Source organism: Synechococcus sp. O70.1 (assembly GCF_047462215.1).
Classification (GTDB): domain Bacteria; phylum Cyanobacteriota; class Cyanobacteriia; order Thermostichales; family Thermostichaceae; genus Thermostichus.
Window position 1 is genome coordinate 25,110 of the sequence record NZ_JANSIT010000018.1, and the last position, 11,962, is coordinate 37,071.

Annotated in this window: 10 protein-coding genes; 7 read left to right on the plus strand and 3 right to left on the minus strand. The window is 58.7% G+C overall.

The features are described from left to right. Nucleotides 1-9 precede the first annotated feature (9 nt). Entirely contained in the window at nucleotides 10-285 is a 276-nt protein-coding gene (locus NW833_RS09825; RefSeq protein ID WP_414395036.1) for a glutaredoxin family protein, read from the plus strand. Here NW833_RS09825 and NW833_RS09830 read toward each other — a convergent pair. Continuing rightward, nucleotides 274-3,759: a DNA polymerase III subunit alpha gene (locus NW833_RS09830; protein WP_414412358.1), complete on the minus strand. Its 3,486-nt coding sequence runs from the start codon at nucleotides 3,757-3,759 to the stop codon at nucleotides 274-276. The two genes, NW833_RS09825 and NW833_RS09830, sit on opposite strands and share 12 nt — an antisense overlap. A gap of 114 nt (nucleotides 3,760-3,873) precedes the next feature. On the opposite strand from NW833_RS09830, the gene selD reads away from it, so the two are divergent. Both selD and NW833_RS09840 read left to right on the plus strand, forming a co-directional pair. Continuing rightward, complete coding sequence (selD, locus tag NW833_RS09835) at nucleotides 3,874-4,929, plus strand: selenide, water dikinase SelD (protein WP_414412359.1); 1,056 nt, start codon at nucleotides 3,874-3,876, stop codon at nucleotides 4,927-4,929. Nucleotides 4,930-4,998: 69 nt separating this feature from the next. Beyond that, nucleotides 4,999-5,511, plus strand: coding sequence for a hypothetical protein (locus tag NW833_RS09840; protein ID WP_414412360.1), 513 nt, complete (start codon nucleotides 4,999-5,001; stop codon nucleotides 5,509-5,511). A 51-nt stretch (nucleotides 5,512-5,562) separates the two neighbouring features. Here NW833_RS09840 and NW833_RS09845 read toward each other — a convergent pair whose 3' ends face one another. After that, nucleotides 5,563-6,486: a hypothetical protein gene (locus NW833_RS09845; protein WP_414412361.1), complete on the minus strand. Its 924-nt coding sequence runs from the start codon at nucleotides 6,484-6,486 to the stop codon at nucleotides 5,563-5,565. Nucleotides 6,487-6,702: 216 nt separating this feature from the next. Between NW833_RS09845 and NW833_RS09850 the strand changes: the two genes are divergently transcribed. Next, nucleotides 6,703-7,290, plus strand: coding sequence for a hypothetical protein (locus NW833_RS09850; protein ID WP_414412362.1), 588 nt, complete (start codon nucleotides 6,703-6,705; stop codon nucleotides 7,288-7,290). Nucleotides 7,291-7,313: 23 nt separating this feature from the next. Here NW833_RS09850 and NW833_RS09855 read toward each other — a convergent pair whose 3' ends face one another. Then, nucleotides 7,314-8,141, minus strand: coding sequence for a hypothetical protein (locus NW833_RS09855; RefSeq protein WP_414395028.1), 828 nt, complete (start codon nucleotides 8,139-8,141; stop codon nucleotides 7,314-7,316). Nucleotides 8,142-8,310: 169 nt separating this feature from the next. Here NW833_RS09855 and NW833_RS09860 point away from each other — a divergent pair, with 169 nt between their 5' ends. From NW833_RS09860 to NW833_RS09870, 3 genes are all read left to right on the plus strand, one after another. After that, nucleotides 8,311-9,021: a HEAT repeat domain-containing protein gene (locus NW833_RS09860; protein WP_414412363.1), complete on the plus strand. Its 711-nt coding sequence runs from the start codon at nucleotides 8,311-8,313 to the stop codon at nucleotides 9,019-9,021. Nucleotides 9,022-9,109: 88 nt separating this feature from the next. Further along, entirely contained in the window at nucleotides 9,110-10,213 is a 1,104-nt protein-coding gene (mnmA, locus tag NW833_RS09865) for a tRNA 2-thiouridine(34) synthase MnmA (RefSeq protein WP_414412364.1), read from the plus strand. Nucleotides 10,214-10,306: 93 nt separating this feature from the next. Continuing rightward, nucleotides 10,307-11,833, plus strand: coding sequence for a DUF697 domain-containing protein (locus NW833_RS09870; RefSeq protein WP_414412365.1), 1,527 nt, complete (start codon nucleotides 10,307-10,309; stop codon nucleotides 11,831-11,833). Nucleotides 11,834-11,962: the final 129 nt, after the last annotated feature.

Consider the following 11,962-nt stretch of genomic DNA (forward strand, 5'->3'; position numbering starts at 1 on the left):
AGATCCCCTATGCCTTGGCCGCCGCTAATTCTCTACAGCAAGCCTGGCTGCCACCTCTGCGAGGGCTTAGCGGAGAAGTTGCAGCAGATCCCTGAAGTCAGGGAGCTGGAAATCCGTGACATTACTTCCAACCCCCTTTGGTGGGAGCAGTACTCCCTCGAGGTTCCCGTGCTGAAGGTGGCTGGGGATCCGGAACAGCCCCTACCGCGCCCTTCTCCGCGGCTAACGGTAGCGCAGTTGCGCAGCTGGCTGGGACAACAGTTGGGTGGTCTCTCAGGAGGCTAGCGCTTCCTTGCGGGCAGTGTAGCCGGCCTGGCGCAGAGCTGCAACGGTGGCCTCGGCATCTTTCACCCAAAATTGGGATCCCAGCCGCACCCAGAGGGTGTGGGGGGGGGCGACGAGGGCAGCCACCACGGGAATGCGATTTTCTTCCTGAGCTTCCGAGCGTTGACCGGCAAGTACCGCTTGCAGACGGCGCCGCTCCTCTACGGTTCCAGCAGAGTCCAGGGGAACTTCCACCGTAACCCAGCTTACTGCTTCAATGGGCTGCAGATCCTCCACAATCAATTGCACCTGCTCATCCCGCTGGTCGACCTTAGCCCAAACCAAGAGCCGTTGATCCACCTGCAGGCAACTGCGCAAACGCTTGTAAGTCTTGGGGAAGAGCACCGCTTCGCAAGTGCTTGTCAGATCTTCTAGTTGCAAAATGGCCATGCGCTCCCCTTTTTTGGTGCTGACGGTTTTGATGGCGGTCACCAGAGCGAGAATGCCGACTGAGGCCTCGGACGAGCAGGTCTTCAAGTCAGCGAGGTTGACAAGAGCCAGCAGCCGTACTTGCTCTTGGAGCCGCCGCAGAGGGTGATCCGAAACATAAAAGCCCAACAGTTCCCGCTCTAGCCTCAGCTTTTCCTGCGGCGGAAAGTCTTCAGTTGCAGGCCCTTGGGGCGCTTCCGTAAAGCCCTGACTGCTGCTGCCCAGCAAATCAAACAGGCTGGCTTGGCCAATGGCTTTGGACTTGGCCCGCTCCGCCGCCCAACTGAGGACGGGATCCAGATCCGCTATGAGCTGTTTGCGGTTGCCGGAAATACCGTCGAAGGCGCCTGCACAGATGAGCGACTCTATGGCCCGGCGGTTGACGATGCGCAGATCGACCCGCTGGCAAAAGTCGGCCAAAGAGGTAAAGGGGCCGCCAGCCTGGCGAGTGGCCAGAATGTTTTGCACCGCTCCCTCGCCTACATTCTTCACTGCCCCCAAACCAAACAAAATGCTGGATCCCTGAGGCGTAAAGTCTAGGCCGGAGCGGTTGATGTCAGGCGGCTCAATTTGGATTCCGATTGACAGGCAGTAGGTGATGTAGCGCTGGACTCTATCCTGATCCCCGCTTACAGAAGAAAGCAGCGCTGCCATGTATTCTGTTGGGTAGTTGGCTTTTAGATAGGCGGTCTGGAAAGTAATCAATCCGTAGGCTGTAGAATGGGATTTGTTAAAGCAATACTCGGCAAAAGCAACCATCTGGTCGAAGAGCTCCGTGGCTACTTCTTTAGCCACACCTCGCTCGACTGCTCCTCGAACAAACTGCTCGCGGTGTTTCTCCATTTCCGAGACCTTCTTTTTCCCCATCGCCCGCCGCAGCAGGTCAGCCTGGCCCAGGGTATAGCCGGCCATGTCCTGGGCAATGCGCATGATCTGTTCTTGGTAGAGGATAGCCCCATAGGTATCTTGAAGGATTGGCTTGAGAAGGTCGTGGGCATAGGTTATCGGCTTGCGGCCATGTTTGCGATCGATAAAGTCTGGGATCATGCCCGTATCCAATGGCCCCGGTCGGTAGAGAGCCAAGACCGAGGAAATATCTTCCAGATTTGAGGGCTTGAGCTCTCGCACCACCTGCTTCATCCCGGAAGATTCCAGTTGGAAGATCCCTTCCACCTCCCCTTTTTCCAAAAGTTGGTAAGTCTTTGGATCGTCCAGTGGCAGGTTGTCCAGATCAATCACAACGCCTCTATGTTCTCGAATTAGCTCTACAGTCCGCTGGATCAGAGTTAAGTTGCGCAGCCCCAAAAAGTCCATCTTTAACAAGCCCAAAGACTCGATGTCCTCCATCGAGTACTGGGTAATAATTTGGCCTTCATTGTTGTACTGCAAAGGCACGATCTCGTCCAAAGGATCCTTGGAAATGACTACGCCAGCGGCATGGACTCCAAAGGTTTTGTTGGTGCCTTCTAGCAACCGAGCTAGGTCAATCCAGCGGCGGGTGGTTGGGTCTTTCTCATATTTTTCCTTGAACTCCGGAGCAGGAGTGTTCTCGCCGATCATCTCCTCTAGTTTTGCCGGCTTGCCCCGGGACACCGGGATCAACTTTGCCATTTTGTCAGCTTCGGCATAGGGGATATCCAGCACCCGAGCAACGTCCTTGAGGATAGCTTTGGAAGTCATGCGGTTAAAGGTAATGATCTGAGCCACTCGCTCCTGTCCATACTTGCGGGTTACGTATTCAATCAGCTCTCCCCGACGCTCGATACAAAAGTCAGTATCGATGTCTGGCATTGATTGCCGTTCTGGGTTGAGAAAACGCTCGAAGAGCAACCCGTATTTGACAGGATCGATATTGGTAATCTGTAGGGCGTAGGCCACCAGGGATCCGGCTGCCGAACCACGGCCTGGGCCCACTGGGATCCCGTGCTCACGGGCATAGCGAACGTAGTCCCAGACCACCAAGAAATAGCTGGAAAACCCCTTTTGCTGGATGATATCCAGCTCAAAGCGCAGGCGCTCCCGATAGTTTTGGGGGATCTGATCCGGATGGGCGACGCCACAGCGCTTTGCCAAGCCTTGCCAGGCCAATTCAGCAAGGTAGCTATCGGCAGAATGACCTGGGGGAACTGGGTAGTCAGGCATGCGTATTTCCCCAAACAGGTCATAGTCCTCAATCTTTTCCAGCACTTTGAGGGTATTGGCAATCGCCTCGTCGATGACCTCCTGCTCGAGGTGATCGCGGCAGAGGCGGCGCATTTCCTCTAGGCTTTTTAGGTACTCTGTGCCCGTGTAGCGAAGGCGATTTTTCTCGGTGAGGGATTTGCCTGTCTGGATACAGAGCAGGGCATCGTGGGCCTCCACATCCCAGCAAGAAATAAAGTGGGTATCGTTGGTGAGGATGATTGGGATCCCCAACTCCCGAGCAATGCGAACCAATTGCACATTGACAAAGCGGTCTTCCCGGTAGCCGTGATCCTGGATCTCGATGTAGTAGTCATCTCCAAACTGTTCCTGGTACCAGGCAGCAACCTGACGAGCAATTTCTGGCCGCCCCTGCAAAATGGCCTGGGGAACCTCTCCAGCAAGGCAGCCGCTGGTAACAATCAACCCCTCCTTGTATTGCACTAAATACTCTTTATTGATGCAGGGTCGAGCGAAGATCCCCTTGCCTTGAACGCCGTGGAGATGGGAAATGGTGGTCAGCTTCACCAAGTTTTTGTAGCCCTGGGTGTTTTTGGCCAAGACCACTTGGTGATACTTGGGGTACTTGCGGCTTTTGTCCCGAATGTTGCCGTTGATAACATACATTTCGTTGCCGATGATTGGCTTAATCCCTTTGCTTTTACACAGTTTCACCAGTTCGATGGCCCCGTACATAACGCCGTGATCCGTCAGGGCCAGTCCTGGGAAACCCATAGCCACTGCTTGCTCAATCAAAAGCGGCAGTCGGCTAGCCCCGTCTAGAAGGCTGTACTCGCTGTGCAAGTGCAAGGGAACAAAGGCCATGGCAACGGTAGGGATAAGGGATCCCTTCAACCTTAACTCAGCGCTCTCCTTTTCCGGTTGCCGGCAGCTGCCGCTACAGTGAAGTCAAGCCCACCTTTTCGCCCTTCGCCTGATATGGAGCCTCCTATTCGCCTCACCCAGTACTCCCATGGTGGCGGCTGCGGCTGCAAGATTGCCCCTGCGCTGCTGCAGCAGATTCTCAAGGAGCTGCCCCTCCTCTGGTCGGATCCAGCCCTGTTGGTGGGAGCTGAAACCAGCGACGACGCTGCTGTTTACCAACTCAACGACGAGCAGGCCCTCATTCTAACCACCGACTTTTTCATGCCCATCGTGGACAATCCGGTGGATTTTGGCCGCATCGCTGCCGCCAATGCCCTTTCCGATGTTTACGCGATGGGGGGCACCCCTATCCTTGCCCTGGCCATTCTGGGCATGCCGGTCAACACCCTGCCCCTGTCGGTCATTCGGGAGATCATGGCCGGGGGGATCCAAGTCTGTCAGGAAGCGGGGATCCCTCTGGCTGGGGGGCACTCCATCGATTCCCCTGAGCCCATCTTCGGCCTGGTGGTGGCAGGGCTGGCCCACCCGCAGCACATCCGTCGCAACGCCACTGCTCAGCCTGGCGACGATCTCATCCTGACCAAGCCGCTGGGGATCGGGGTAATGACCACCGCCCTGAAGAAGGGTCAGCTCAGCACAGCGGGCTATGCAGAAGTTTTACAAGTGATGACCCAGCTCAACCGCATTGGCCCGCAACTGGCCCGGCGAGCCCAGGTTCACGCCCTAACCGATGTAACGGGCTTTGGTCTTTTGGGACACTTGCTAGAGGTCTGCCGTGGCTCGGGGGTGAGCGCTGAGTTGGATCTGGCTGCCATTCCCTTTTTGCCAGAAGCCCTCTCCTTGGCTGAGGCTGGGATCTTCCCAGGCGCAGCCCGTCGCAACTGGCAAAGCTATGAGGGAATAGAGGCCAACTCTCTGCCCGAGTGGCAGCCATTGCTCTTGTCGGATCCGCAAACCAGCGGCGGCTTGTTGGTGGCTGTAGATCCGAGCCACACGGCGGAGCTATTGCAAGAACTGCAGGAGGCCGGCTACCCCTATGCCCGTCGCATTGGCCGCTGCCAGGCCGGCAAAGGGATCGCCATCCGGCTTGTCGGCGAGATCCCAAGATGAAGATTTGGTCAAGCAGGGCTGCAAAAGTTGAAGATCTCATGTAAGGGGAACGAGATATCTTGGAGGGGTATGAACGAGTCCTCTCCCAACAGCCACAGCCTGGTTCCGTGGGTTGATCCAGAGCAGCTAGTCTGCAGCCTCAGCAGTGGCCAACTGCTGATGGTGGATCCCCAGCGACACAACGCCTTGATCATCTGCAAAACGTTTCATGCCGAGTTTGCCGGGCCGGGCGCTGCAGTCGGGGGTCCTTTGGATGTGGAGTCGAGCAGTGTGGTTCCGATTGGGGATGTGGCTCTGTTGCATCCCCGGAGCTACCAAGAGCGGCAGAATGCTTATGCCAAGCGGCTGCACTGGATGCGCTGGCTGCAGCAGATTACCGACAACCCCCTGTCGGCCCAGCGGGCACGAACCTTGCTCTTTAGCCTAGAAGAGTTTTTCTCTGCTGAGGTGGTCAGCCAACTCCCCGATGAGGTTTTGGCGCGGCTGGTAGGGGTGCTGCCCCAGACCATTGCCGCAGCCCGCAGGGAAGTAAGCTACCCCACGGCCAAAGCTGCGAGTCTCCGCGCCTCCTTTCCTCGATAACCTTGCCCCAGCTATTCCTTGGGCGATTGAGTCTGCCTGGGCTGGTTGGCATCACGGCTTGCCGTTGGGATAGAGCCGGTTTAGTCCTTTGCGCGCTTTGGCATGGATGTCCAGGGTGGCATTCATTTTCAGGATTTGCCGGTAAACCTGCTCAGCCCGAGCCATTTCCCCCTCCTGTTCCAGTTTCTCGGCCAGCCTGAGCAAGTTCTGGGCTGAAGGCTCTGCCAGGGATCTCGCTTGGCCTTCCTGCCCCTGCAAGCGCTGCAGTTCTTCCAGGCGCTCTAGCACCATCGGTCGCAGCAGCCAAGAGTCATCCAAATCCAAAACTTCCCGGTAGTAGCGCTGGGCCTCTTTGAAGTTCTTTTGCTCGTCGTAGGCTTCCGCCAGTTGCAGAGCCAGCTCTGCCGTAGGCCGATCCTTAAATTGCCGATGCAGTTGGTTGAGCCGCCGCACGAAGGGAGATCCCTGCTGGGGGTTTTGCAGATCCGGAGCGTGTTGAACTGGCAGGTAGTTGGCGTTTTGGGCCAGTTGTTCTCCGGAAGAGGCAGCCTCTGTGGCTTGCCCTCGCAAGGGTACCTGACGGCTGAGGCTTTTGGGATCCAGGGGTGTGGGCTTGGAGAGCTCAATTGGCTGATCCCCAGAGGAGGTGGACGGACTTGACGGCGGGATCGGCTGCGGCGAGGGAAGGGTCTTGCGAGCCGGCGATTGGGGAGATGGCTGCTTCAGCTCCTCAAGGGTGCGGGGAGACTTTGCTTTGGGAGTCTCTCTGCGCTCTTGGGCCAATTCTCGATAGAGAGCAGCTAACTGAAGGTAGCCTGCCTCCTCGTAGGCAGTGGCCAACCAAAGGGCATTTTCAGGGCTGGGATCGGCCCGATAAGCCCGCCGCAACAACTGCAAAGCAGTGCCATAGTTGCGCTCTCGAATAGCTGCCTGCCCCAAGCTGGCTGACTTGGCCGCCGTGGTATCGCTAGCCATACTTGCTGTGCCTCCCTGGGTGCTGCTGGTAGATTCCTAGCCTAAGCATACCTTTGCCGAGCCAGACGTTAACTGCTAGGAAAGACTTCTCCTATTGGCAAACATTTCTAGCCAATATCGACTGGCTTAAATGTGGGTAAGAAGATCTGGATGTAGGGCGTACCTTCAAGCTAGCCTGGAGTTGAGGCTCTAGAAGCAACAGATTCCGGCGCCAAGATGATTCAAGACTTTCGAGAGCGGTACCCCATGGGCAGCTTGCTCACCGATCTGTTGCGCGTGGAAGAAGGGATCTACATCGTCAAAGCCCAGGTAGTGGTGAACAACACCGTTTTGGGCAGTGGCATGGCCGGCTCAAACACCATCGAAGAAGCTGAAGATGCTGCCTTGAAGCGGGCTCTCCAGCATGCAGGATTTGGTCGCCCTACCTCCTCTTTAAGTTTAGGCCTAGACGCTGCCCCTGCCAGGGCTTCCTATCTGTCCTCTCCCATTTGGCCAACTCCTAACTTGGGCAATGGACAGTCCCAGTCTTCCTCTACCCCTACAACCCCTGAAGCAGCAGGGATCTCAGCCCGATCCCAGCCCCTTAAGGAAGCGGAGACGCAAAGCGACGACCTTTCGGATCTCATTGCGCAAACGGACGTGGAGATGCAGCGCATTGGCTGGGGCCGCAAGGAGGGCCAAGAGTTTTTGGAACGTCGCTTTCAGAAAAAATCTCGCCACCAGTTGACTGAAACTGAGCTGCGGGAGTTCTTGCGCTACCTCAAGCAGCAGCCCTCCCGCCTGGGCAGTGAGCCCCGCTTCTAAGTTTTGCCACCAGGGCTGACAGGCTACGGCGCCCCCACAATCACTGTTGTATTCTGCATCGTTTTGACCACCGTCTCCCCCCCTTCCGAGAGCACAACCTGCCGCTCTGGCACCGATACCTTGGCTACCTGGGCAGTTTGGTAGTTTTGCCCAGCCTGCACAACTGCGGGAAGGGTGCCAGGGGCAGAAATGAGGGCAAAGGACTCACGGCCAATTTGGATAACCCCAGAAACCTGCACGCTGCGGGCAAAAGCAGCCGGATCTGGCGTGGGTGTGGAGAGCGGCGTAGCCACGCCTACAGGCACTTCGCCCTCCAGGGGAGGCAGTTCTGGAAGGGGCGGCAGATCTAGGGGTGGTAGAGGGGGCTCGGGAGCGCGCACGTTCTGGGGCACAAAGGGATCCGCCCGTCCCGCCCTACTCAGAGCCCGCTGGGTTTCCTGCTCCCGATCTACAGGTGGGATCAGGATGGAGGCAGGTTGGGTTGGCAAGGGCCGAGGCTGGTCGGGAGCAGTCTGGCCAAAGCCTTCGGGCAGAGCCGCCGTCTGTTGCCGGGCAAGAGCCTGCAGCTGGCTAGCTCCACGGGCCAGGGTAGCATTCATGTCCTGTTCCCAACGGCCTGAGGGGTTGAGCCGCATGATCACGGGGTTGCTGTTGCCGCGAAATTCTACCCAGACTTCCGCTTCCGTGTTGCTGAGCCGGCGGGAGCGGAGGATGCGGGATCCCGGCGGCAAAAGCGGCTGCAGGGCCAGCTCGGCGTCCCGAACTGCCTGGGCGTTGGCCAAAGCGGGAGCCAGAGACATGCCTCCTGCCAACCCCAGCAGGATCCCAAGCAAAAGCAGTGGGCGAACCATAAAAACCCCTGGGAGAGCGTCTCTGGACTAAAATATCCAAAATCCTCGCAATGGGGCTAACCTCGAGCTGCCTTTTTGTCAAGCCTCTCCCACTAGAACAGCAATTCCTGACCCAAGGCAGCAAAGTTTGCCATAATTAAAACTTGTAAACATTCTGGCTCTCCCCACTTTGGATCCCGCCAACCCTAGCCAATTACAGGAGATTGCCGAGCGGCTGCGCAGCCCACGACCAGCGGATCGGATGCTGGCCTTGGCGCAGTTGCGGGACGTCCCGGCAGAGCAGGCGGTGCCGCTGATTCTGCAGGTCGTTGACGATGAAAACCTGCAAGTGCGCTCTTTTGCCGTCTTTGCGCTCGGGGTCAAGCAAACTGACGCCTGTCTGCCTAAGTTGGTGGAGATCCTCACCCAGGACCCGGACTACAGCATTCGCGCCAATGCAGCAGGCGCTCTGGGATACCTAGAAGACCCCCGGGCTTTCGAGGCGCTGGTGCGTGCCTTCTACGAAGATGTGGAGTGGCTGGTGCGCTTTAGTGCTGCCGTAGCGTTGGGCAACCTGAAGGATCCCCGAGCTTACGACGTACTGCTGCGGGCGTTGGAGGGGCCGGAAGAGCTGCTCCAGCAGGCGGCCATCGCTGCCTTGGGGGAACTGGGGGATCTGCGGGCGCTGGATCACCTCTTGCGCTTTGCCCAATCGGAAGATTGGCTGGTGCGGCAGCGGCTGGCCCAGGCCTTGGGGAATCTGCCCTCGCCCAAGAGCGTTTCCGCCCTCAACTATCTGGCCAAGGATCCTAACGATAGCGTTGCCGCAACCGCTCTGGATTCCCTGCGACGGCTGCGCCAAAGGGGCTTCCTAGAAGCGGGATCCCCAACAGCGGATTAGAAGCAAGCTAAGCTGAAGATCGGGGTTCAGCTTGCTGGAGGGCTCCTTTGAGGAGGAGGCAAGCTTTTCTGTTCTTATCCCCTGCTCTATGGTGGCTACCAAACCCCATCCTGAGATAGCCGGACTTCCCTCTCGGCCCCGCATCGTGGCGGCTCTGTCTGGGGGGGTAGACAGCTCCACAGTGGCAGCTCTCCTCCACGAACAGGGCTACGCCGTGGAGGGGGTTACTTTGTGGCTGATGCGGGGGAAAGGCCAGTGCTGCACCGACGGCCTGGTGGATGCTGCTGCTGTTTGTGAGCAACTGGGGATCCCGCACCACATCGTGGATAGCCGCGAGTTGTTCCAAGCCCACATTGTCGAGTACCTGCTAGCCGGCTATGCGGACGGGATCACACCCCTGCCCTGCTCCCGCTGCAACAGGCTGGTCAAGTTCGGTCCCCTGCTGGCCTACGCCCAGGGGCAGCTGGGCATCTCGCAGATTGCCACTGGCCACTACGCGCGGGTACGTTTCAACGCCGAGCTAGGGCGCTACCAACTGCTGCGGGCTGTGGATCGCCAAAAGGATCAGTCTTATTTTCTCTACGACCTCAGCCAGGAGCACCTGGCCCACAGCCTCTTCCCGTTGGGCGAGTACACCAAGGCCCAGACCCGCCAGATGGCTAGGCGCTACGGCCTGGCCACCGCCAACAAGCCAGAGAGCCAGGATCTTTGCCTAATTGAAACCTACGGCTCGATGCGCAACTTCCTGGATCAGCACTTGGGGGAAAGGCCAGGGGAAATTGTCGATACTCAGGGGCGGGTCCTGGGGTACCACCAGGGCATTCACCACTACACCATTGGCCAGCGCAAGGGCTTAGGCATTGCTGCCCCTCGTCCGCTCTATGTGGTGCGCATCGATGCAGCCATGAACCGCGTGGTGGTGGGAGAGCGGGAAGAAGCCACCCAAGCAGAAGCCTGGGTGCGGCAGGTCAACTGGGTGTCGATCCCAGCGCCATCAGAGCCCTTGGAGGTAGAAGTGCAGGTGCGCTACCGTACCCCTGCCGTGCCAGCTACCTTGATCCCGGAATCGCCGGAACGCGTGAAGTTGCAATTTGCCGAGCCCCAGTTTGGCGTCACCCCCGGCCAGGCCGCCGTTTGGTACCAGGGGGATCTGCTGCTGGGAGGTGGCATCCTCGAGCGCCCTCTTTCCTAGCTGGAAGTTTGCCAGAACGCAGCGGCAGGACCTCAAGCTGGCGGGACAGGGGCAGCCGCGGCTAGAGTCAATCGGTTGTGGCTATTGAGGCCCATGCGCTTGGCTTTCTACCTGCGCTTGCTGCTGTTGTTGGCGCTGCTGGCCCTGTTTACAGGCCTAATTGTGTGGCTGATTCAGTCCTTTCTCGAGCTCTACTACGCCACCCGCTACCACCCCCTTTTAGGGGGTCTGTTAGTTGGAGTGCTGACGCTGCTGCTGGTGGTGTTTTTGGCCGCCTCGGTCTATTACTTGTTTCTCTTTGGCCGAGCTTCCTCGTCTCCAACCCAGCGCCTCCCTCGGCTAGCTTCCCCGACAACCCCCGCCGAAAAGTGGGAGGCAGCCCGGCGCAACCTGGCCCAACTGGAGGCTCAAGTAGCCCAGATTCAGGATCAGGTGGCCCGAGCAGCGCTGGCAGAACGGTCAGCCCGCTTAGCCCAGCAGTTGGCCCAGCCCCAACTGAAGGTGGTGGTTTTCGGCACAGGCTCGTCGGGCAAAACCTCGCTGGTGAACGCTCTCCTGGGGCGGCCAGTGGGAGCAGTGGGGGCCACCCTGGGCACCACGCAAGCCGTGGCCGTCTACGACTGGAACCTGCCCGGGATCCTCCACCCCGTGAAGATCGTGGACTGTCCAGGCATTTTGGAAATTGGGCCAGCAGGAGCCATGCGGGAAGAAGAGGCCCAGGCTCAGGCCCAGGCTGCCGAGCTGTTACTGGTAGTGGTGGATGGGGACCTACGCCAGTCGGAGCTGGAGCCCCTGCGCCGCCTTCTGACCTTGGGCAAACGGGCCCTCCTGGTGCTCAACAAAATTGACCTCTACACTCCCGAGGAACAGCAGCTTCTGCTCCAGCGGCTACGGGAACGGGTTTACCCCCTTATCCAACCAGAAGATGTCCTGCCAGCTGCTGCAAACCCGGCCCCCGTGCGCCTGGGATCCCAAACCTGGCAGCCGCAACCCGAGGTGGCGGCAGTGCGGGATCGGGTGCAGGCGGTGCTCTATGCGGAGGGGAGATCCCTGGCCTTGGACAATGCCCTCCTGCAATCCCAGCAGTTGGGTGAGGAGGCCAAGCGCATTCTCCAGGCGCAGTTGCGCCGCCAGGCGGAGGAGGTGGTCGATCGCTTTCAGTGGATTGTAACCGGTGTGGTCTTTGCCAACCCCATCCCAGCGCTGGATCTCCTGGCCATTGCCGCCATCAACGCCCAGATGGTGGTGGAGCTGGGATCCCTCTACGGCTGCAAGATGAACCTACAGCAGGGGCGGGAGCTGGCCTTGTCCTTGGCTAAGACCTTGGCTGGCTTGGGTCTGGTGGAAGGGGCAATCCAACTGACCACCGGGATCCTAGCTACAGTAGCTGAGGTCAGCGTTGTTGGCTTTTGGCTGACAGCACCCATCCAGGCAGCCAGCGCTGGCTATCTCACCCGCATTGCTGGCAAAAGCTTCATCGAGTACTTCCAGCGCAACCAAAGCTGGGGAGAGGGAGGCATGCAGGCGGTGGTCAAGGCCCAGGTGGAGAGCGCCCAAAAATCCGGCTGGCTCAGGGAGTTTGTCCGCCAGGCCTGGGAACGGGTTTTCCGCTTTCGCTAGGAACCGCTCTGAAAGACTTACACAACCCCGGGCAAAAGCAGACTTTCACTCGGCGTTGAGGCTTTCTTCCTGCTTCCACGACCCGTAGCTAGTAGTAGAGTTCACCTCTACTACCCCGCCAGAGGGATC

Bases quoted from the DNA above. Each gene is read 5' to 3' on its own strand.
- NW833_RS09825 (WP_414395036.1), top strand. From the start codon at position 10: ATGCCTTGGCCGCCGCTAATTCTCTACAGCAAGCCTGGCTGCCACCTC.
- NW833_RS09845 (WP_414412361.1), bottom strand. From the start codon at position 6,486: ATGGCTAGCGATACCACGGCGGCCAAGTCAGCCAGCTTGGGGCAGGCA.
- NW833_RS09870 (WP_414412365.1), top strand. From the start codon at position 10,307: ATGCGCTTGGCTTTCTACCTGCGCTTGCTGCTGTTGTTGGCGCTGCTG.
- NW833_RS09855 (WP_414395028.1), bottom strand. From the start codon at position 8,141: ATGGTTCGCCCACTGCTTTTGCTTGGGATCCTGCTGGGGTTGGCAGGA.
- selD (WP_414412359.1), top strand. From the start codon at position 3,874: ATGGAGCCTCCTATTCGCCTCACCCAGTACTCCCATGGTGGCGGCTGC.
- NW833_RS09840 (WP_414412360.1), top strand. From the start codon at position 4,999: ATGAACGAGTCCTCTCCCAACAGCCACAGCCTGGTTCCGTGGGTTGAT.
- NW833_RS09830 (WP_414412358.1), bottom strand. From the start codon at position 3,759: ATGGCCTTTGTTCCCTTGCACTTGCACAGCGAGTACAGCCTTCTAGAC.
- mnmA (WP_414412364.1), top strand. From the start codon at position 9,110: ATGGTGGCTACCAAACCCCATCCTGAGATAGCCGGACTTCCCTCTCGG.
- NW833_RS09850 (WP_414412362.1), top strand. From the start codon at position 6,703: ATGATTCAAGACTTTCGAGAGCGGTACCCCATGGGCAGCTTGCTCACC.